The following is a 19752-nucleotide window of genomic DNA, read 5'->3' as shown; positions in this document are numbered from 1 at the left end:
GAGCCTCGACGTGACGGCCGATATTGAGATCAGGAATGTGAGCAAGCATTTCGGCGCCATGACGGTGCTGGATGATCTGTCTCTCTCCATCAAGACACGCGAATTCATCGTGTTTCTCGGGCCCTCCGGCTGCGGGAAATCGACGCTTCTGCGCATGATCGCGGGCCTCGAGACTGTCGATACCGGCGAGATAGCCATCAACAACGAACGTATCGATCATCTGCCGCCGGGCAAGCGCGGCATTGCCATGGTGTTCCAGTCCTATGCGCTTTATCCGCATATGAGCGTGCGCGACAACATGGCGTTCGGGCTTGAGAATATTGGCATGCCGCGCGACGTCATCGATGCGCGCATAAAGGAGAGCGCCCGCATCCTCGAAATGGAGCACTTGCTCGAGCGCAAGCCGGGCCAGCTCTCCGGCGGCCAGCGGCAGCGCGTCGCCATCGGCCGTGCGATCGTCAAGGAGCCGAAGGCCTTCCTGTTCGACGAGCCGCTCTCCAATCTCGATGCGGCATTGCGGACCCGTACCCGCATCGAACTTGCCCAACTGCACCAGCGCCTGCAATCGACGATGATCTTCGTCACCCACGACCAAGTTGAGGCGATGACGCTCGCCGACCGCATTGTCGTCATGAACAATCGCAAGATCGAGCAGATCGGCTCTCCCATGGAGATCTACGACCGCCCCGCGACCAAATTCGTCGCAGGCTTCGTCGGCGCGCCGGCAATGAATTTTGTCGAGGCGACGCTCGACAGATCGAGCCGGAATGCCACGGCCAGGTTTGCGGACGGCGTATCGGTTCAGACCGAGATCGCCTCCGGCCAGACGAGCGATGGCAAATACACTTTCGGCATCCGTTCGGAAGACGTGCGCATCGTTCCCGTCGGGCAGGGCAATGCCGATGGCGTGGTCGATGTGCTTGAGCGGCTCGGCGAACGCACCTTGGTCTACGCCCGGCTTGGCGATGGCCAGCAGATCGTCGGCTCGGATGTCGGCAACAGCCGCGTCGCGGTCGGCGACAAGGTCGGGCTCGCCTTCGACGGCCGGAAATCGCATCTGTTCGGCGAGACCGGTCGCGCCTGGCACGCGGGGGAGGTCTGACATGGACGACCGACGGGCGACGCCGCGCACCACGCTTCCGGCCGCCGGCGTCAGAGCCGCAAGCGTCGATATCTACGCGCCGCAATGGCGAAACTTCATTTTCGTCGCGCCGTTCCTGTTCTTCTTCACGACGCTCCTGCTGGTCCCGCTGTTCTGGGGAATGTGGCTGAGTTTCCACAAGGCCGACACGTTCTCATCCGGAAACTTCGTCGGTTTCGGCAACTATATCAGGCTGTTTCACGATAAGGTGTTCCTGCAATCGGTCTGGAATACCTTCTACTTCGTGCTTCTGACGGTGCCGACCCTGGCACTGATCGGTCTTTTTCTCGCCCTTTGCCTCAACCGCCGCACGCGCACCGCCGCGGTGCTGCGGACCCTGTTCTTTTCTTCCTCGGTGCTGTCGGTCACGATCGTCACGCTGATCTGGCGCATCGTGTTCATTCCGAATGTCGGCCTTCTGTCGACGATCTACGGATGGTTCGGCGCAACCGCCCCGGCTTTCATTTCCGATCCCAGCCTGGCGATGATCGGCATCGCCATTGCGACCGTCTGGTGGTGCATCGGCCTGCCGATGATGCTCTTTCTCTCCGCCCTCCAGCAGATTCCGCAGGATATTTACGAAGCGGCAGCCCTGGACAATGCCAATCGCTGGCAGACGTTACGCTCGATTACGCTGCCGTCGATCAAACGCACCTTCGTCCTGGTGGTCATCGTCCAGATCGTGCTGCAGTTCCAACTGTTCGGCCAGGCCTGGCTGATGACGCGCGGCGGTCCGAACAACCTGACCAAGCCGATCGTGCTCTACATCTATGACACCGCGTTCCGTCGCTGGGATCTCGGCATGGGTGCCGCGGCTTCGGAGGTGCTGTTCGTCCTGATCCTGATGGCGGCCATGGCCCAGTACCTGGTCACGCGCAACAAGGCGGGTCAGGCATGAAGGCTCCAGCCATTTCCATCAAGGGACGCGCATTCGGCGACCGCGTGTTGCTGGCTCTGGTCATCCTGCTTTCCCTGGTCATGGTCGCGCCGGTCCTGTGGGTTATCGGCCTGTCGCTCAAGGAAAATGCCGAGCTGATGGCAAATCCGAATTCGGTGTTTCAGGCGCCCTATACGCTCAAGAACTACATCAACACCATCGGCACCTCGTCGGTGTTCGTCTGGGTGCTCAACAGCATCATCGTCTCCGGAGGATTGACGCTCGGAACGCTGATCCTGTCGTCGCTTGCCGGATATGGCTTTGCACGGCTGAATTTCCCTGGCCGAAACATCCTGTTCGTGATCGTCCTCTTCGGCCTGGCGGTTCCGGAACAGGCCGTGCTTGTCGCCCGCCATCAGATCTTCAGCATGCTGAACTTCCACAACACCTATCATGGGCTCATTCTCCCGGGCCTGTCGGCTTCTTTCGGCGTCTTCCTGATGACCCAGTATTTCAAGGCCATCCCGAAGGAGCTGGACGAAGCCGCCATGCTGGACAATGCCAGCCGGTTCAGGACGTTCTGGAAGGTTCTTTTGCCGCTCACGGTGCCCGCCCAGGCAACCCTCGGCATCTTCACCTTCCTCGGCGCGTGGAACGATTACTTGTGGCCGCTGATCTCGGCAACCAAGAAGGATATGTACACGCTGACGGTCGGCATGGCCTCGACACAGACCAATTTCGCCCAGTCCGAAGGCATCGGCTTCTTGATGGCGCAGGCGGTGTTCGCCGGCGCGCCGATCCTGATCGTCTACCTGTTTTTCCAGAAATACATCGTCACGGCCGTCTCGGGCGCCGCGGTGCGATGACGAGATTGCCTGACGGCGGGCGTCGCAGCGATTGAAGCATGAAGCCAGTCCAGCGTGGAGTGGCGCAGACTCAGGAGGAGGAACTGATATGAAAATGAAGAAAGTCCTGTTTGCAGCGGTCTCAGCGGGCGTGCTGATGCTCGCAAGCCCGAGCCTTGCAGCGACGGAATTGACGGTGCAGCGGTTTTTCGGTGCCTGCGATGCCGATTTCGGCACCAACACCGATGTCGCCAAGGCAGTAGGCGAATGCGGCATCATCACCTCGCTGATCAACAAGTTCAACGTCGACAACCCCGATGTCCACGTCAGTGTCAGCACTGTGGAATGGCCGGGCTATGACCAGCTGACCGCACAGTTTGCTTCGGGCGATGCTCCCGACATCGTCACGATCCATGAATCCGCGCTTTCGGATTACCAGTCCAAGGGGCTGTTGATGCCGCTTGACGATCTGTTGAAGTCCGTCGGCGTCACACCCGATTCCTTCACGGACGCGGCGCGAAACGGCGCCACCAAGGACGGCAAGATCTATGGCCTGCCGATCGACAGCTGGACGATGCTCTATCACATCAACATGGATCTCTTCAAACAGGCCGGCCTCGTCAATGCCGACGGCACGCCGATCCTTCCGACGTCGCCCGAGGAGCTGCTCGCCCAGGCCGAACAGTTCAAGCAGAAGACCGGTAAGCCTTACTTCGTTCAGAACCTGGCCAATGAGACCGCGCTCTACACGCGCAATCTCTACACCTATCTCTTCCAGCAGAATTCCGATTTCTTCGCCGATCCAAAGCATGTGAAGCTGAACACGCCGGAAGCCAAGAAGGTCGTCGAGATGTACAAGGCGATCTTCGACAAGGACTACACCACCAAGGACCTCGACTACGGCGGCGCGATCAACGCCTTCCTTGCCGGTGGAGGTGGCGTGCAGCTCAACGGCACGTGGGTCGTCGGCGACAACAACGCCCAGTCCGAAACCAAGGGCACGGCCCTCAACAAGGGCGGCTATGCAGTCTACCCGTATCCGCAGCTATTTGCCGGCGCCCACGCGCAATATGCCGATGGCCACACCTGGGCAGTCTCGCAGAAGGACCGCACACCCGAACAGACCGCGGCTATCGGCAAGTTCCTGAAGTTCTTCGCCGACCATGACTTCGATTGGTCGCGCACCGGCCACCTGCCGGCCTACAAAGCCATCATCGCCTCGGACGCCTTCAAGGCACTGCCGCATCGCAATACCATCGCCGCGGTCGCCGATCTCGGCAGGCCGCTGCCGTCGGCGGTACAGCGCCAGTTCGCGATCCAGGACATCGTGGGCGAAGAGATGAGCGCTGCAATCACCGGCCAGAAGGACGTCGATGCCGCACTTGCCGACATGGAAAGCCGCGTCAACGAATTGCTCGCCAACATTTGACCGCAGGTTTGTCGAAAACGCTTTCGATGCCCGCGGCTGGAGACCGTCGCGGGCATTCTTGGTGAATGAAGCAGCACCGCTTCTTCGGACCGTCCGCAAATTTCAGGCCACGTCCCGCCGAATTGGTTTGCGATCGTCAGCCGCGAACACCGCGCTCGCCTCGCTGACAATAGAGACATGGTCCCTGGCGGCCTTGCCCGCAGCCACGCTGTCTCCGCGCATGATTGCGGTGACGATCAGGTCGTGTTCCTGCCAGGATTTGGCCAGCCGTCCGGGCAGCATGAACTGGGCGCGGCGGAAGGGTGCCAACCGGCTGCGGGTCATCACGGTGAGTTCGTGGATATGCGCATTGTGGGCGCCACGATAAAGCCGGCTATGGAACTCGGTGTTGAAATACTCATAGTCCTCCTCGGCGCCCAGCTGCACCATCCGCGCCGAAGCCTGGTGCTCGATCTCGAGCCCGCGACGCTCGCTGCTGGTCATGCGCTCGGCCGAGAAGCGCGCGCAGATCGCTTCCAGTTCGGCCATGCTCTCGAACATCGAGGCGAGATGCTCCTGCGTCACGACGGCGACGATAGCGCCCCTGTTGGGTCGCCTCTCGACCAGGCCCATGGCGCTGAGCTGGCCGAGCGCCTCCCTGACAGGGGTGCGTGATACGTCGAAGCGAGCGGCGAGCGCGGTCTCGTCCAGCTTTTCGCCGGGACGCAGGTAGCCGGTGACGATCCGGTCGCCGATCGCCCGGACCATCTGATCCACGGTCGTGCCCGACCTGATCAAGCTGCGCTTCCCCGACAATTTTCCTCCGTCGCGTCTTCTCGTGGAGTCGGCCGACTCGTTGGCCTTTCGACTCAGGCATGCCCTCTATGCCTCTATTTTAATCTGTCTGTCAAATTGGCTACTTTCAAGGCAAAAAGTGCATGCAATTGCCTCCGGCATAGGCATAAGCCTTCGATCTGATAACTGATTTTATTGGATAAATTCCCATACATAAATTGGCACGGCGGTTGCATGCACTTTCTTGGACGGCATGTTAACCGACCCGGAAAAGGGTCCCAAAGGGGAGCATTCACTATGACCGACAGATTCATGCTTAACCGCCGCCAACTGCTCAAGACCTCAGCCGCGGGAGCCGCGCTCGGCCTCGCCTCGGCATCCTTTCCGATCAGCCGTGCCTTCGCCGCCGCCGCCACTGTCGGCTTCATCTATGTCGGCCCGAAGGACGACTATGGCTACAACCAGGCGCATGCCGAGGGGGCGGCCGCGCTGAAGGGCATCGAAGGCATCTCCATCGTCGAGGAGGAAAACGTTCCCGAGACGGTCGACGTCCAGAAGACGATGGAATCGATGATCAACCTCGACGGCGCTTCGCTGATCTTCCCGACCTCCTTCGGCTATTTCGATCCGCACATGCTGGCCATGTGCGCGAAATTCCCCGACGTGCAGTTTCGCCATTGCGGCGGCATGTGGGACAAGGCCAAGCACCCGATGAATGCCGGCTCCTATTTCGGCTATATCGGCATGGGCCAGTACCTGAACGGCGTCGTCGCCGGCCACACATCCAAGTCGAAGAAGCTCGGTTTCGTCGCCGCCAAGCCCATTCCGCAGGTGCTGCTCAACATCAACTCCTTCCTGCTCGGCGCGCGCTCGGTCGATCCGTCGATCACCTGCCAGGTCATCTTCACCGGCGAATGGTCGCTGGCGGTGAAGGAAGCGGAAGCCACCAACGCGCTGGTCGACCAGGGCGCCGACGTCATCACCTGTCATGTCGACAGCCCGAAAGTGGTGGTCGAGACGGCCGCGGGCCGCGGCGCCTTCGTCTGTGGCTACCACGCCAACCAGAGCCCGCTGGCGCCGGAAAAATACCTCACCGGCGCCGAGTGGAACTGGGCGAAGGTCTATAAGATGTTCGTCGACGACCTCATCGCCGGCACGCCGCTGCCCAATTTCACCCGCGGCGGACTGGCCGACGGCTTCGTCAAGATGAGCCCGCTCGGTCCCGCCGTCGGCGAGTCGGCCCGCAAGCAATTCGACGCCACCCTGGCCGAAATGATGAAGGGCGGCTTCTCCGTCATCAAGGGCCCGCTGAAGAGCAACAAGGGCGCTGTCGTGGCGACGGAAGGCCAAGCCTTCGTCGAGACAGCCATCGAGCTCGAAAGCATGGACTATCTCGTCGAGGGCGTCGTCGGCTCGACCGCCTAAAGCCGAGCGGAGACGGGGACGATGGCGGATACGGTCAGCAGTGCGGAGGCGCCGGCCATGCTCGGCGCCAAGGGATATCCGGCGGCGCTGGAGTGGATCGCGCGGCGGGCGGAGGCTTTCGTCATTCCGCTCGCGGCACTTGTCGCCGGCATGGTGCTGTTCAGCCTGTTCATCGCCCTGGTCGGCAAGTCCCCGGTCCTGCTTTACGAGACCATGTGGCGGGGCGGCTTCGGCTCGTGGTTCTCCATTCAGAATTCGCTGTCGCGGGCCGCACCGCTGCTGCTGGCGGCGCTGTGCGTGGCACTGCCGGCGCGGCTCGGCCTCGTCGTCATCGGCGGCGAGGGCGCCATCGTGCTCGGTGGCGTCAGCGCCGCTGCCATAGGCGTGGCGCTGGGCGGCGCGCCTTCCTTCATCGTCATTCTTGCCATGGGCGTGGCGGGCCTGGCCGCCGGCGGCATCTGGATCGGTGCCGTCGGCGCGCTCCGCCACTACCGGGCCGTCAACGAGACCATTTCCAGCCTGCTGATGGCCTACATCGCCATCGCCCTGATGAACCAGCTGGTGGAAGGGCCGCTGCGCGACCCGGCCTCGCTCAACAAGCCCTCGACCCAGCCGCTCGCCGACATCTACCGCATCGGCAACATTCCGGGCATGGAGGTGCATTGGGGGCTTGCCGTCGGCGTCGTCGCCTGCATGCTCTCCTGGGTGCTGATCGAAAAGACCCGCTGGGGCTTTGCCGCCCGCATCGCCGGCGGCAATGTCAGGGCAGCGCAGGTGCAGGGGCTGGCCGTCGGACCGCTCATCGTCGGCTTTACCGCGCTCGCGGGCGGCTTTGCCGGTCTTGCCGGCATGCTGGAAGTCGCAGCCGTGCAAGGCAGCGCCAATGGCTCGCTCGCCGCCGGCTATGGCTACACCGGCATCCTCGTCGCCTTCCTCGCCCGCCACAACCCACTGGCCATCATCCCTGTCGCCATCCTGCTTGGCGGCATCGACGCATCCGGCGGGCTGATCCAGCGCCGCATGGACCTGCCCGACGCCACCGTGCTGGTGCTGCAAGGCATGCTGTTCATCGTCATCCTGCTCAGCGAAACCCTGTACGGCCGCTTCAAGGCCTTCAATCCCGATTTGTGGCGGAGGGCCTCGTGATGGATGCGACCGGGATCGGCCTCTGGGGCGTGCCGCTCGCCATCCTCGGCGGCGCGATCCGCGTGTCGACGCCCTTCATCTTCGTTTCGCTGGGCGAAGCCATCACCGAGCGCTCCGGCCGCATCAATCTGGGGCTGGAAGGCACGCTCGTCTTCGGCGCCATGACCGCATATGCGGTCGCGGTCATGACCAGCTCGCCATGGCTCGGCCTGCTTGCCGCCGCGGCCGCCGGCCTTTGCTTCGGCCTGTTCCATGGCTGGATCTGCAAATTCCCGAAAGTCAACGACATCGCCATCGGCATCGCGCTGATGCTGTTCAGCTCGGGGCTCGCCTTCTTCTTCGGCAAGCCGTTCATCAAGCCGAAAGCGCCCAATCTTCCGGCCATTCCCTTCGGCGCCTGGTCCGACATTCCGCAGGTGCAGGCGGCACTCGACGTTAACGTCCTGTTCTTGATCGGTGCGGTGCTTTCGCTGGTCCTGTGGTGGGCGTTCCGCAACACCCGCGCCGGCCTCATCGTGCGTGTCGTCGGCGACAGTTCCGATGCCGCGCGCGCCATGGGCCTCAACCCGAACACCGTGCGCCTCATCGCCACCGGCGTCGGCGGCGCGCTGGCCGGCATCGGCGGCGCCTATCTGTCGCTCTACTATCCCGGCAGCTGGACCGAGCGCATCTCGTCCGGTCAGGGGCTGATGGCGGTGGCGCTGGTCATCTTCGCGCGCTGGAATCCGCTCGGCTGCTTTGCCGCCGCGCTTCTGTTCGGCGGCGCCGGAGCGCTCGGACCCGCGCTGCAGTCGGTCGGCGTCACGCAGGGCTACTATTTGTTCTACGCCGCCCCCTACATCCTCACCCTCATCATCATGATCGCCACCTCGTCGCCGACACGCTCGCTAGCGGGCGCGCCGGGCGAATTGTCGATCACCAGATAGCTGGAGTTTTTGCCATGAACGCCAGAGCCGAAATCACCCAGCGCTATATCGACGCCGACCCGTATCCGTGGCCCTACAATGGCGAGCTTCGCCCCGACAACACGGCGTTGATCGTCATCGACATGCAGACCGATTTCTGCGGGCCGGGCGGCTATGTCGACCATATGGGATACGACCTGTCGCTGGTGCGCGCACCGATCGAGCCGATCAAGTCGGTGCTGTCGGCCATGCGCGCGAAAGGCTACACCATCATCCACACCCGCGAGGGCCACCGCCCCGACCTCGCCGACCTGCCCGCAAACAAGCGTTGGCGCTCGCGCCGCATCAATGCCGGCATCGGCGACCCCGGCCCCTGCGGGCGCATCCTGGTGCGCGGAGAGCCGGGCTGGGACATCATCCCCGACCTCTACCCGGCCGAGGGCGAGCCGATCATCGACAAGCCCGGCAAGGGCTCGTTCTGCGCCACCGACCTGGAGCTGATCCTCAACCAGCGCGGCATCGAAAACATCGTGCTCACAGGCATCACCACCGATGTCTGCGTGCACACCACCATGCGCGAGGCCAACGACCGCGGCTTCGAATGCGTGATGCTGGAGGACTGCTGCGGCGCGACCGACTACGGCAATCATCTTGCCGCGATCAAGATGATCAAGATGCAGGGCGGCGTCTTCGGCGCGGTGTCGAGCTCGGCGTCCTTCGTCGCCCAGCTACCGTAAGGAAGCCAGGATGAGCGCGATCACCGGCAACAAGGCCGTCGGCGTCGAGACCATCGGCATGACCATGCGTTTCGGCGCCTTCACGGCGTTGGGCGACGTCTCCATCAAGGTGCCGGCCGGATCGTTCCACGCGCTGCTTGGCGAAAACGGCGCCGGCAAGTCGACGCTGGTGAAATGCATGATGGGTTTTTATCACCCGACCGCCGGCGACATCCTCGTCGACGGCCGCGAGGTCGCGATCGCCAGCCCCAGGGACGCCTCGGCGCTCGGCCTCGGCATGGTCTACCAGCATTTCACGCTTGTCCCCTCGCTGACCGGCGCCGAGAACCTGGTCATTTCGCGTGAGAAGGTTCCCGGCGTGATCGACTGGCGCAAGGAGCACGGCGAGCTTGCCGCGTTCATGGATCGAATGCCGTTCAAGCTGCCGCTCGATGTCAAGGTGGCCGAGCTCGCTGCCGGCGAGAAGCAGAAGCTGGAGATCATCAAGCAGCTTTATCTCGGCCGCTCCTTCCTGGTCCTGGACGAGCCGACCTCCGTGCTCACCCCCGGCGAGGCCCAGGAAGTGCTTGGCCTGGTGCGCGCCATGACAAGGGCCGGCAACCTGACGGTGCTGATGATCTCGCACAAATTCCATGAGGTGACGGCATTCGCCGACGACGTCAGCGTGCTGCGCAAGGGCAGGCTGACCGGCACTGGCCGCGTCGTCGACCTCGACCGCAAAGCCATGGCAGCGATGATGATCGGCGACCAGCCGATCGCGGTCCTCGACAGCCGCGCCGAGCCCAGGCCGGACGCCGAGATCGTGCTCAAGGTCAAGGCGCTGAAGGCGCCGGACCGCACCGGGCTGAAGTCGATCCGGATCGAGGATCTCGGCGTGCGCGCCGGCGAGATTGTCGGCATCGCCGGCATTTCCGGCAACGGCCAGAAGGAATTGCTCGAAGTGCTGGCCGGGCAGCGCCCCCGCGATGCCGGCGAGGTCATGGTGCGCGGCACCGCCTATGCGGCAACGCGGGCCGAGGCGCGCGCTCTCAATGTGCGGCTCATTCCCGAGGAGCCGCTGAAGAATGCCTGCGCGCCGAAAATGACGGTGGCCGAAAACATTTCTTTCCGCACCTTCGACATCGACGCCAACGGCAAACCGGTGAGCTGGATCAGTGCCGGCGCCATCAGGGCATTCAGCGCCAGGTTGGTCGAGCAGTTCAAGGTCAAGACCGCATCCCTTGCCTCGCCGATCGCCTCGCTGTCGGGCGGCAATGTGCAGCGCGCCGTGCTTGCCCGCGAGCTCACCGGCAAGGTCGACCTTCTGATCGTCTCCAACCCGTGCTTCGGCCTCGACTTCTCGGCCGTGGCCGAAATCCGCGCCCGCATCATGCAGGCGCGCAATGCCGGTGCCGCCGTGCTTCTGATGTCGGAGGATCTCGACGAACTGCTCGAGCTCTCGGACCGCATCTTCGTCATGTCGGACGGTGCGCTGGTCTACGAGACGCCGATTGCGCAGGCCAGTGTCCAGACTATCGGCGAGCACATGGCGGGACATCACTAATGGCGGAAATCGCAGCGCAGCCATTTCCGTTCGCCTTCAAGCCGCGGACCATGGCGCTGGTCGTCATCGACATGCAACGCGACTTCGCCGAGCCCGGCGGCTTCGGCGCCAGCCTCGGCAACGACGTCAGCCGGGTGACCGCGATCGTGCCGACGGTGAAGCGGTTGATCGACGGCTTTCGCGCCGCCGGCCTTCCGGTGATCCACACGATGGAGTGCCACCGGCCCGACCTTTCCGACCTGCCGCCAGCCAAGCGCAACCGCGGCAATCCGTCGGTTCGTATCGGCGATGCCGGGCCGATGGGCCGCGTGCTGATCGCCGGCGAGCCCGGCACCGCGATCCTCGACGAGCTTGCGCCGCTGCCCGGCGAGATCGTCATCGAGAAGCCAGGCAAGGGCGCCTTCTATGCGACCTCCTTCGGCGATGACCTGAAAAGGCTCGGCGCCGAGCAGCTCGTCTTTGCCGGCGTCACCACCGAAGTCTGCGTGCAGACGACGATGCGCGAGGCCAACGATCGCGGCTATGAGTGCCTGCTCGCCGAGGACGCCACGGAAAGTTATTTTCCCGAGTTCAAGGCGGCGGCGATCGCCATGATCAGGGCGCAGGGCGCCATCGTCGGCTGGACGGCGACGACCGACCAGGTGCTCGAGGGAATTGCCAATGCCTAATCTTGCCTTTGCCGGCCTGCTCGACGGCGGCTGGCGCGATCTGGCGTTCGAGCCTTTCCGAGACGGCATCGGCGTGCATTGGCTGCTGAAGGGTGGGCCGGTCGAGCCGTCGGTCGCGATCCTGAAATACCGGCCGGGCGCCAGCGTGCCGCGCCATCGCCATGTCGGGCTGGAGACCATCGTCGTGCTGGAAGGCACCCAGAGCGACGAGAACGGCGACTATCCTGCCGGCAGCGTGATCCTCAATCCGGTCGGAACCGAGCATTCGGTGTGGACGAAGGACGGCTGTGTCGTGCTGATCCAATGGGACCTGCCGGTGATCATTCTGGGGGAGACGAAATGAGCGATGTCCACTTCGACATAGCGAGCCTGCGCGCCGCCTATCGTGGAGGTGTCGGCATTGGCGATGTGATCGCGGCGATTTATGCCCGCATCGAGGCAGCCGACGATCCGGGCATCTTCATCCATCTCGCCGCCAGGCCGGATCTGCTTGCCGCGGCCGAAGCGCTCGGCCCGTTCGACCCGGTGGCAAAACCGCTGTGGGGCATTCCCTTCGCCGTCAAGGACAACATTGACGTCGCCGGCATGCCGACGACGGCGGCTTGCGCGCAATACACCTACTGGCCCGACAAGGACGCCACCGTGGTGGCGCGGCTCAAGGCCGCCGGCGCGCTGGTCGTGGGCAAGACCAATCTCGACCAGTTCGCCACCGGCCTCGTTGGTGTGCGCACGCCCTGGCCGATCCCGCGCAACGCCATCGACGCGGAGCTGGTGCCGGGCGGCTCCTCCTCCGGGTCGGCGGTGGCGACGGCGCGCGGCATCGTCTCCTTCGCGCTTGGCACCGACACCGCCGGCTCCGGCCGCATCCCGGCTGGCCTCAACAACATCGTCGGGCTGAAGCCGACCGTCGGTGCGTTGTCGACAGGCGGCGTCGTTCCGGCCTGCCGCACACTCGACTGCGTGTCGGTGTTCGCGCTGACCGTCGACGACGCCCATGCAGTGTTCTGCGTCGCGGCAGCGCGCGATGCGACCGATCCCTATTCGCGCGACATCGCCGTCCGGCCGCTCGCCGCGCGCCCGCCTGTGCCGAGCGTCGGCATCCCGGCAAGAGCCGACTGGAAATTCTTCGGCGACGCAGCGATGCAGGGCGGCTTCGAGGCTTCGCTCGCCATGCTGTCGCGGCTCGGCTGCCGGCTGGTTGAAATCCCGTTCGGCGATTTCTACGCCACCGCCGACCTGCTCTATGAGGGCGCATGGGTGGCCGAACGCTATGCCGCCATCCGCGATTTCATGGAAGCCAACGAAGCCGCCATGCATCCGGTGACGAGCAAGATCATCGGCGGCGCCAGGAAGCTGTCGGCGGCGGACGCTTTCCGCGGCCTTTATGCCTTGCAGGCCTACCGGGCCAAGCTCGCCCCGCTCATCGCCTCGGTCGACCTGTTCTGCGTGCCGACCGCGCCGACGCACTACACCACCGCCGCCGTGCTCGCCGATCCGGTCGAGACCAACAGCCGGCTCGGCACCTACACCAATTTTGTCAACCTGCTCGACATGTGCGGCATCGCCGTGCCGACCGGCACGCGCGACGACGGCCTGCCGATGAGCGTGACACTGCTTGCGGCCGCCGGACTGGACGGCCTTGTGGCGTCCATCGCGCGCGATCTCCATGCCGCGAGCGGTCTCACCCTCGGCGCGACCGGCTGGCGCCAGCCGAGCGTGCAGCCTGTCGGCGCGTCGGCCGAAGACGGCACGATCGAATTGGTGGTGGTCGGCGCTCACCTCTCGGGAATGCCGCTCAATGGCCAGCTCAAGCAGGCCGGCGCCCGGTTCTGCCGGGCGATGAGGACGGCCTCTTCATACAAGCTTTATCAGCTCGCCGGCCAGGCCACCCCCAAGCCGGGACTGGTCCGTGTGGAGAACGGCGGCACTGCGATCGAGGTAGAGGTCTGGCGGCTGCCTGCCGAGGCCTTCGGCCACTTCGTGGCCGCCATCCCGCCGCCGCTGGGCATTGGCAATATAGAGCTTGACGACGGCAGCAGCGCCAAAGGCTTCCTGGTGGAATCCGTGGGCTTGCTGGGCGCTTCCGACATCTCGTCATTCGGCGGCTGGCGCCGCTTTCTGTCTGATCGCGTTCCCGTTTGAATGTGTCCTCAACGGACTCCGCGAACTGCTTTGCATGGAATCAGTGCCGGGCACGTCCTTCGAACGATGACGAAGAGGGTGCCGCTCAACGATTGCTATTATGCGCTGCTGCCGACAGTCCAGAACCCGACGCGTGCTGATGCCAGACGTCGAGCACCGCGGCAACGATTGCCGAGCCTCGGCGTACCGGGACAGGCGGGCGTGCATCAGGTCTGGAAGCAAGCCCAGAAACACGCATTGCAGGAGACGGAGTGGTCGGAACCTACGAACGGCCAGCATGAGGTCGGCGGCATTGGTCGCCGCCTTCACAGCTGCCGCTTTCACAATGCAATCTGGGCAAGCGGTTTTCGGGCGGGGCCGTGGATGACCGAGCCGTCGGCGGCAAAGATCGAGCCGTGGCAGGGACAATCCCAGGTGCGGTCAGCATTATTCCAGGATACGGTGCAGCCTTTGTGGGTGCAGGTCGCCGAAACCGCCCGGAGTGCTCCTTCGGTGTCTCTCCACGCCGCAATCTTTTCGTCTCCCCTGACGATCACGCCACCCATGCCGGGCGCGATATCGTGCGTGCTCGAGACGATCGATTGACTGCGGCCATTCTTGTGGAAGTCCTCGGGATAGGGCCGCGCCGGATCGTAGAGTTTTTGCCATCGGCTTGGGCGGCCGCAGATCAGGTCGGCGATCATCGTGCCCGCGACCGTTCCGTTGGTGATGCCCCAGGCGTTGAAACCCGTGGCAATGTGGAAGCCGGCCGCCTTGGTGGGATCGGGTTCGCCAGCGTATGGGACCCTGTCGGCCGTGTCATAGTCCTCATTGCACCAGCGCCACGCAACGTCACCGACGGGAAGGTTCTTTCTCGCCCATTTTTCCAGTTCGATGAACCGCCTCGCCACGTCGCCATCCCAGCCGGTGTTGAATTTGGGGCCGAGCGCGACCAGCAGTGGACCTTCGACGTCACGGCCAGTGCGAATGGAATGGGTCGGATCGTCGATGCCGATGAACATGCCGTCGACAGGGCGGGGATCATCGATCCGAAAGGCCATGGCGGTGTGGCAGCGCGGTTGCGTCCGGTTCGCCATGCCGACGGGACTCTTCACCGTCATGTTGGTGGCCACGATGACGTCCCCGGCATCAACGGCGCCGCCATCGGTGACGACGCGCCAGCGGCTTGCCTCGTCGATCGAGGTGGCGCGGCTGTTTTCGAAAATACGACCACCATGGGCTGTCACCGCTGCCGCCAAGCCAATCAGATACATCGTTGGATTGAACTGCGCCTGGTCGGGAAACCGTAATGCTGCGGTCGTTTCGAAAGGCAGCGGCGCGCGATCGAGGAGATCGGCCTCCAGCCCGACCTGGCGCGCGGCCTCCGCCTCGGCCACGACCTCCGCGCGCCGGCTTTCACTGCACGTGTAGGTATAGGCGTCCTTGCTCTCGAGATCGCAGGCGATCGCGTAGTTGTTGATCCAATCGCGGATTTGTTGGGCGCCAGCGGAATTCGCGTCGGCGTAGTCCTGGGCCAACTCCAGGCCGACAGTGTCGATGAGATGACGATAGATCAGGGCATGCTGCGTGGTGATCTTGGCCGTCGAGCGGCCGGTGACCTGGCCGCCTGTCCGCAGGCCTTCGAGGACGACCACCGATCGGCCCGCTTCGCAAAGACGAAGCGCCGTCGTCAGGCCGACAATTCCGGCTCCCACGACAACGGCGTCCGCACGGAGCGAACCTTCGAACCGGGGAAAGTTCGTGGCGGTGGCTGCCGCAACCCAACAGCTTCCCGGTTTTCCTAAGAGAATGGCCATTTCAACCGCGTCCCTCGCGTCTCGATGCGCTTCCATCGACAACCGGGCCGGCGGAGGAACGTTCCGGGGGTTCGTCGCTTTCATTCGATCGCTCGCCACCCCTGGCCAAAAAAGCACCGGGAAGGTGCGAGGTGCAGGCCATCACCCAAGTGATCGCCTCGCGGTCGTATTCGTCGCCCGAGCGCCAGTCCTCGAAGAAGGCGTTCAGCCTGTCGATACGCCCTGGCCAGATACCGGCGGCCTGCAGGCCGAGTGAAACGCCGTAATTGGTAAAGGCGAACTTGGTATCGCCCAGCCATGGGGCGCGGCTGAAATAGCCGGGCGGGTCGACCCACATCGTTTCCAGCGTTCGCAGCGAACGCCTCGTCTGCGCCTCTGCCCACGGCTCGTCGGGAAAGAAATGGGCGAGCCACAGCATCATGCCCAGGCCGAGGTCCTGCTCGATGTCGAGGGTGCGCCAATCCCGCTCCATCAGGTCGCGCATTTGCGCGATCTCGACCGCCAGCGCGTCCTCACCGAGCATCCGGTAAGAGACGTAACCGTCATAGGCATCCATGCTGCCGAGACCGTAGCCAGGATATGGACTGCTCAGATCCTCCTGCATCTTCCAGATCACGCCGCGGCCGGGGATCACAAAGGCTGGGTGAATGTCACGCGCCAGCGCAATGCCCCGCTTGCGGTATTCCGGCTTCAGATCGCCGAGACGCGCCAAGGCGAACAGCCACATCGCCAGATAATGGAAATACTGGCCATCGCGATCCGCCGCCTCGCCGATCCTCAATCCGCGCCGGCGGCCGAGCACATGCTCGACATCGGCCACCAGCCGGTCGGCCGCGCCCAGCCAGCGCTCTTCGCCAGTTTCTGTGTAAAGCGAGACATAGAGCACGACGCCGAATGCATCGGTCCAAAGATACCGCAAGCCGTTGGGCCAGATGCCTTCGGCGCGCAGCCAATCGAGTTTTCGCAGGACATAGTCGACGTCATGCAACATTGAGCCAAAGTCCTAAAACTGGCGGAACTGGCCGGTATTCGGCGCCGCGCGATTGCGAGCATGCCGAATTTCGAGCTCTCCTCGGTCCGGTTGATCTGGCCAATATCGCGAAACGATCTGATCGGCGGCGGGTTCCTTGGCCGCTTTGCCCGCCGACCGGATATCCTCGTCCTGATCACGAGTTTCGGGTCCAGGCACTCATGGCGGGATGTGCGAGGTTGCCAGGCGTTTCGGGCGTTTCGATCGGGGAGGCAAGGTTGCGACGCCGCCAAATCCGAATTGAGGCTGGCGAGGCCGCAGCCGAGCGCGGTTCTCAGCGCTTACGCCGCTCAACCCCGAACGACTTCAGCTAAGCAAAGCCTAGTGCTAACTACCTGTTATGCAATGAGAAATTGGCGCACCCGACAAGATTCGAACTTGTGACCTCTGCCTTCGGAGGGCAGCGCTCTATCCAGCTGAGCTACGGGTGCTTCCCGGGAAAACGAACCGGCGGTGAGCCGGCCAGCCACGGCTTCATAGCCGAAGCCGCCTCGGGCTTCAACGGCCAATTGGAAGTCGTGCATGTAAGGTCGGGTCACTGCCACAGTGCGGCGCTCAATCGTCGATGAAGCACCTCACGCTGATCATCCACCGCAATGATGGCTTCCAAGGGTTCAAAGTTGGACTCTGGTGGCTTAATCCTGTCCGCGACCAATATCGCAGGAGACAGCATGATCACCGGTGAACTGCGCAGCAAGATCGATGCCGTTTGGAATGCGTTTTGGGCCGGCGGCATCGCGAACCCGCTCGAGGTGATCGAGCAGATCACCTACCTGCTTTTCATGCGCGGGCTGGACGATGCCGAGCAGCTTGAGGAAAACCGCTCGACGCGCACCGGCCAGCCGATGCGCCGGCGCATTTTCAAGGATGGCAAGGACGGCATCGGCGCGAACGGTGGCGTCGCCTATGCGGACATGCGCTGGTCGCGGCTGAAGAACAAGGATGCCGGCACGATGTTCAAAATCATGTCCGAGCACGTCTTCCCATTCCTGCGGAGCATGGCGGAAGAGGGCACGGCACATGCCACCCACATGAAGGGTGCGCGCTTCACCATTCCCTCGCCGGCGCTGCTGGTGAAGGTGGTCGATCTCATCGACAAGCTGCCGATGCAGGATCGCGACACCAAGGGTGATCTCTACGAATACATGTTGTCGAAGATCGCCAGCGCCGGCCAGAACGGCCAGTTCCGCACGCCGCGCCACATCATCGCGCTGATGGTGGAGATGACGGCGCCGACGCCGAACGACATCATCTGCGATCCGGCCTGCGGCACCTGCGGCTTCCTAGTCGCGGCCGGCGAATATTTGCGTGACAGCCATCCGAAGATGTTCCACGACCAAGAAAGCCGTGACCACTTCAACGAGGAAATGTTCCACGGCTTCGACTTTGACAACACCATGCTGCGCATCGGCTCGATGAACATGACGCTGCACGGAGTTGAGGGTCCCGACATCCGCTACAAGGATTCGCTCAGCCAAGAGCATGCCGGCGACGAGGATCGCTATTCGCTGGTGCTGGCCAATCCGCCCTTCGCCGGTTCGTTGGACTACGAGACGACCGCCAAGGATCTGCTCTCGATCGTCAAAACCAAAAAGACCGAGCTCCTGTTCATGGTGCTCTTTCTGAAGCTCTTGAAGCCCGGCGGACGCGCAGCTGTGATCGTGCCGGACGGTGTGCTGTTTGGCTCCTCCACCGCGCACAAAGAAGTCCGCCGCATGCTTGTGGAGGACCATCGGCTTGACGGCATCATCAAGCTGCCGTCCGGCGTGTTCCGGCCCTATGCCGGCGTCTCGACCGCGATCGTGCTGTTCACAAAGACCAATTCCGGCGGCACGGACCACGTCTGGTTCTATGATTGTCAGGCCGACGGCTTTTCGCTCGACGACAAGCGCAACGCCTTGCTGCCGGGCGAAAAGCTAGGGCCGACGCCGGGACATCGCGAGGCCGGCCATTTCGTCAACCTGACCATGACCGACGAGGAACTGGCTAGGAACAACCTGCCGGATATCGCCGCGCGCTGGGCGGAGCGAAACGGCGCCGAGCGCGGGCGGCCCCGGACGGCGCAAAGCTTCTGCGTGCCGAAGGCAGATATCGCGGCGGCCGGCTATGACCTTTCCATCAATCGCTACAAGGAGGTGGTGCACGAAGCGCAGGAGCATCGCTCGCCGAAGGACATCATCGCCGAACTGAAGGCGTTAGAGAAGGAGATCATCGAGGGGCTGGACGAGCTGGAGACGATGCTATGAGCGTTGTTGCGCTTCCTTTCGAGAAAGTGTTTGAAGATGCTTCTTCCGGTAACTTGAAGGTTCAGAAAGGCGACTACGTCGCAGTCGGTCGGCATCCAATCGTCGACCAAGGGCAGGAGTTCATAGGCGGATACACTGACGACTCCGCCTATCTCGTCAAGGGGAAAGGACCCTGGATCATTTTCGGCGACCACACCCGCGCGCTGAAATTCGTGGATTTTCGCTTTTGCATGGGTGCTGACGGCGTCAAAGTTTTGAAACCAAAGTCGGAGATAGGAGCCGACCCTCGGTTCCTTTACCACTTCCTGGTCGCCAACGAGATACCGAGTGCAGGATATAGCCGGCACTACAAGTTTCTAAAACGCCTCGAAATCCCGCTTCCGCCACTCCCCGAGCAACGGCGGATCGCCGCCATCCTGGACAAGACGGATGCGCTGCGCCGCAAACGCAAGCGCGCCATCGAACTGCTCGACAGCCTGACGCAGTCGATCTTTCTGGAGATGTTTGGCGACCCGAATATCAATCCACGTAATTTGCCAAAAATCGCGCTTGGCGATCTAGTGAAAGTCAAGAGCGGCAACGGACTCGTGGCCAAGGACATGGACGAGAACGGCTCGTTTCCTGTCTACGGCGGCAATGGGATTAATGGTCATCACTCGTCCTATATGTTTGAAGAACCTATGATCGTTTTGGGCAGAGTTGGCGTCTACTGCGGCGCAGTTCATGTCACGCAACCGCACAGCTGGGTGACTGACAACGCGCTTTATGTATCTGAGATTAAGCGATCGACGTCGCTTCGATATTTGGCTGACGCTTTGCGATTTGCGGATCTGAACCAATATGCCGGACGCGCTGCCCAGCCGCTGATATCGGGCAGTCGCATATATCCGGTAGAGGTGTTGTTTCCACCTTTGGAGTTACAGCGGACTTACGAAAGAGCGATTGCGTCATCAAGAAGTATGGAAACATTGCTTTTCGATTCTCGGGAACGTTTGGAGGCGCTCTTCTCCTCCCTCCAATCCCGCGCCTTCTCCGGCCAACTCTGATC

General features: G+C 63.0%; 17 protein-coding genes and 1 tRNA gene. 14 read left to right on the top strand and 4 right to left on the bottom strand.

Annotated elements, in window-relative coordinates; translation table 11 throughout:
- Nucleotides 1–10: 10 nt before the first annotated feature.
- The 4 genes from LB529_RS07545 (at nt 11) to LB529_RS07530 (ending at nt 4292) form a co-directional block, all read left to right on the top strand.
- Nucleotides 11–1102, top strand: a complete 1092-nt coding sequence (locus LB529_RS07545; RefSeq protein WP_224710706.1) for an ABC transporter ATP-binding protein — start codon at nt 11–13, stop codon at nt 1100–1102.
- A 1-nt stretch (nt 1103) separates the two neighbouring features.
- Nucleotides 1104–2039, top strand: a complete 936-nt coding sequence (locus LB529_RS07540) for a carbohydrate ABC transporter permease (protein ID WP_224710705.1) — start codon at nt 1104–1106, stop codon at nt 2037–2039.
- Nucleotides 2036–2884, top strand: a complete 849-nt coding sequence (locus LB529_RS07535) for a carbohydrate ABC transporter permease (protein ID WP_224710704.1) — start codon at nt 2036–2038, stop codon at nt 2882–2884. The genes LB529_RS07540 and LB529_RS07535 overlap by 4 nt, the downstream gene beginning before the upstream one ends.
- A gap of 94 nt (nt 2885–2978) precedes the next feature.
- The gene (locus tag LB529_RS07530; protein WP_411962453.1) at nt 2979–4292 is read left to right on the top strand and encodes an ABC transporter substrate-binding protein; all 1314 of its coding nucleotides are present in this window, start codon (nt 2979–2981) and stop codon (nt 4290–4292) included.
- Nucleotides 4293–4394: 102 nt separating this feature from the next.
- Here the strand turns inward: LB529_RS07530 and LB529_RS07525 are convergent, their stop codons facing one another.
- Complete coding sequence (locus tag LB529_RS07525; protein ID WP_224631680.1) at nt 4395–5039, bottom strand: GntR family transcriptional regulator; 645 nt, start codon at nt 5037–5039, stop codon at nt 4395–4397.
- A gap of 324 nt (nt 5040–5363) precedes the next feature.
- On the opposite strand from LB529_RS07525, the gene LB529_RS07520 reads away from it, so the two are divergent.
- The 8 genes from LB529_RS07520 to atzF are packed head-to-tail and all read left to right on the top strand — an operon-like array spanning nt 5364 to nt 13632.
- The gene (locus LB529_RS07520) at nt 5364–6491 is read left to right on the top strand and encodes a BMP family ABC transporter substrate-binding protein (protein WP_224710702.1); all 1128 of its coding nucleotides are present in this window, start codon (nt 5364–5366) and stop codon (nt 6489–6491) included.
- A 21-nt stretch (nt 6492–6512) separates the two neighbouring features.
- Nucleotides 6513–7637, top strand: coding sequence for an ABC transporter permease (locus LB529_RS07515; protein WP_411962447.1), 1125 nt, complete (start codon nt 6513–6515; stop codon nt 7635–7637).
- Entirely contained in the window at nt 7637–8563 is a 927-nt protein-coding gene (locus LB529_RS07510) for an ABC transporter permease (protein ID WP_224710701.1), read from the top strand. The genes LB529_RS07515 and LB529_RS07510 overlap by 1 nt, the downstream gene beginning before the upstream one ends.
- Before the next feature lie 14 nt (nt 8564–8577).
- On the top strand, nt 8578–9279 hold the full coding sequence (locus LB529_RS07505; protein ID WP_095768065.1) for a cysteine hydrolase family protein: 702 nt from the start codon (nt 8578–8580) through the stop codon (nt 9277–9279).
- A gap of 10 nt (nt 9280–9289) precedes the next feature.
- Nucleotides 9290–10822 (top strand): ABC transporter ATP-binding protein, encoded by a 1533-nt coding sequence (locus LB529_RS07500; RefSeq protein ID WP_224710700.1) that lies wholly within the window; start codon nt 9290–9292, stop codon nt 10820–10822.
- A complete protein-coding gene (locus tag LB529_RS07495; RefSeq protein WP_140655605.1) occupies nt 10822–11490 on the top strand; it encodes a cysteine hydrolase family protein in 669 nt (222 codons plus the stop codon). Before LB529_RS07500 ends, LB529_RS07495 begins: the two co-directional genes overlap by 1 nt.
- Nucleotides 11483–11833, top strand: coding sequence for a cupin domain-containing protein (locus LB529_RS07490; RefSeq protein ID WP_224608202.1), 351 nt, complete (start codon nt 11483–11485; stop codon nt 11831–11833). The genes LB529_RS07495 and LB529_RS07490 overlap by 8 nt, the downstream gene beginning before the upstream one ends.
- Complete coding sequence (gene atzF / locus LB529_RS07485; protein WP_224710699.1) at nt 11830–13632, top strand: allophanate hydrolase; 1803 nt, start codon at nt 11830–11832, stop codon at nt 13630–13632. The genes LB529_RS07490 and atzF overlap by 4 nt, the downstream gene beginning before the upstream one ends.
- A gap of 320 nt (nt 13633–13952) precedes the next feature.
- Here the strand turns inward: atzF and LB529_RS07480 are convergent, their stop codons facing one another.
- From LB529_RS07480 to LB529_RS07470, 3 genes are all read right to left on the bottom strand, one after another.
- Nucleotides 13953–15428, bottom strand: a complete 1476-nt coding sequence (locus LB529_RS07480) for an FAD-dependent oxidoreductase (protein WP_224710772.1) — start codon at nt 15426–15428, stop codon at nt 13953–13955.
- A 1-nt stretch (nt 15429) separates the two neighbouring features.
- The gene (locus LB529_RS07475) at nt 15430–16419 is read right to left on the bottom strand and encodes a hypothetical protein (protein ID WP_224710698.1); all 990 of its coding nucleotides are present in this window, start codon (nt 16417–16419) and stop codon (nt 15430–15432) included.
- 393 nt (nt 16420–16812) lie between these two features.
- Nucleotides 16813–16889, bottom strand: a tRNA-Arg gene (locus tag LB529_RS07470).
- A 240-nt stretch (nt 16890–17129) separates the two neighbouring features.
- On the opposite strand from LB529_RS07470, the gene LB529_RS07465 reads away from it, so the two are divergent.
- Entirely contained in the window at nt 17130–18704 is a 1575-nt protein-coding gene (locus LB529_RS07465) for a class I SAM-dependent DNA methyltransferase (RefSeq protein WP_224710697.1), read from the top strand.
- Nucleotides 18701–19750 carry a restriction endonuclease subunit S gene (locus LB529_RS07460; RefSeq protein WP_224710696.1) on the top strand — a complete coding sequence of 350 codons (1050 nt, stop codon included), beginning with the start codon at nt 18701–18703 and terminating at the stop codon, nt 19748–19750. Before LB529_RS07465 ends, LB529_RS07460 begins: the two co-directional genes overlap by 4 nt.
- Nucleotides 19751–19752: the final 2 nt, after the last annotated feature.

It is taken from the genome of Mesorhizobium sp. CA5, assembly GCF_020165105.1.
In the GTDB taxonomy this organism is placed as follows: domain Bacteria; phylum Pseudomonadota; class Alphaproteobacteria; order Rhizobiales; family Rhizobiaceae; genus Mesorhizobium.
The sequence above is the reverse complement of the archived record's forward strand: the minus strand, read 5'-3'. Positions and strand labels throughout refer to the sequence as shown.

Coding starts and splice junctions, on each gene's coding strand:
- LB529_RS07490 (WP_224608202.1), top strand. CDS start 11,483: ATGCCTAATCTTGCCTTTGCCGGCCTGCTCGACGGCGGCTGGCGCGAT.
- LB529_RS07510 (WP_224710701.1), top strand. CDS start 7,637: ATGGATGCGACCGGGATCGGCCTCTGGGGCGTGCCGCTCGCCATCCTC.
- LB529_RS07515 (WP_411962447.1), top strand. CDS start 6,513: ATGGCGGATACGGTCAGCAGTGCGGAGGCGCCGGCCATGCTCGGCGCC.
- LB529_RS07530 (WP_411962453.1), top strand. CDS start 2,979: ATGAAGAAAGTCCTGTTTGCAGCGGTCTCAGCGGGCGTGCTGATGCTC.
- atzF (WP_224710699.1), top strand. CDS start 11,830: ATGAGCGATGTCCACTTCGACATAGCGAGCCTGCGCGCCGCCTATCGT.
- LB529_RS07465 (WP_224710697.1), top strand. CDS start 17,130: ATGATCACCGGTGAACTGCGCAGCAAGATCGATGCCGTTTGGAATGCG.
- LB529_RS07520 (WP_224710702.1), top strand. CDS start 5,364: ATGACCGACAGATTCATGCTTAACCGCCGCCAACTGCTCAAGACCTCA.
- LB529_RS07525 (WP_224631680.1), bottom strand. CDS start 5,039: ATGGTCCGGGCGATCGGCGACCGGATCGTCACCGGCTACCTGCGTCCC.
- LB529_RS07460 (WP_224710696.1), top strand. CDS start 18,701: ATGAGCGTTGTTGCGCTTCCTTTCGAGAAAGTGTTTGAAGATGCTTCT.
- LB529_RS07480 (WP_224710772.1), bottom strand. CDS start 15,428: ATGGCCATTCTCTTAGGAAAACCGGGAAGCTGTTGGGTTGCGGCAGCC.
- LB529_RS07505 (WP_095768065.1), top strand. CDS start 8,578: ATGAACGCCAGAGCCGAAATCACCCAGCGCTATATCGACGCCGACCCG.
- LB529_RS07500 (WP_224710700.1), top strand. CDS start 9,290: ATGAGCGCGATCACCGGCAACAAGGCCGTCGGCGTCGAGACCATCGGC.
- LB529_RS07495 (WP_140655605.1), top strand. CDS start 10,822: ATGGCGGAAATCGCAGCGCAGCCATTTCCGTTCGCCTTCAAGCCGCGG.
- LB529_RS07535 (WP_224710704.1), top strand. CDS start 2,036: ATGAAGGCTCCAGCCATTTCCATCAAGGGACGCGCATTCGGCGACCGC.
- LB529_RS07540 (WP_224710705.1), top strand. CDS start 1,104: ATGGACGACCGACGGGCGACGCCGCGCACCACGCTTCCGGCCGCCGGC.
- LB529_RS07475 (WP_224710698.1), bottom strand. CDS start 16,419: ATGTTGCATGACGTCGACTATGTCCTGCGAAAACTCGATTGGCTGCGC.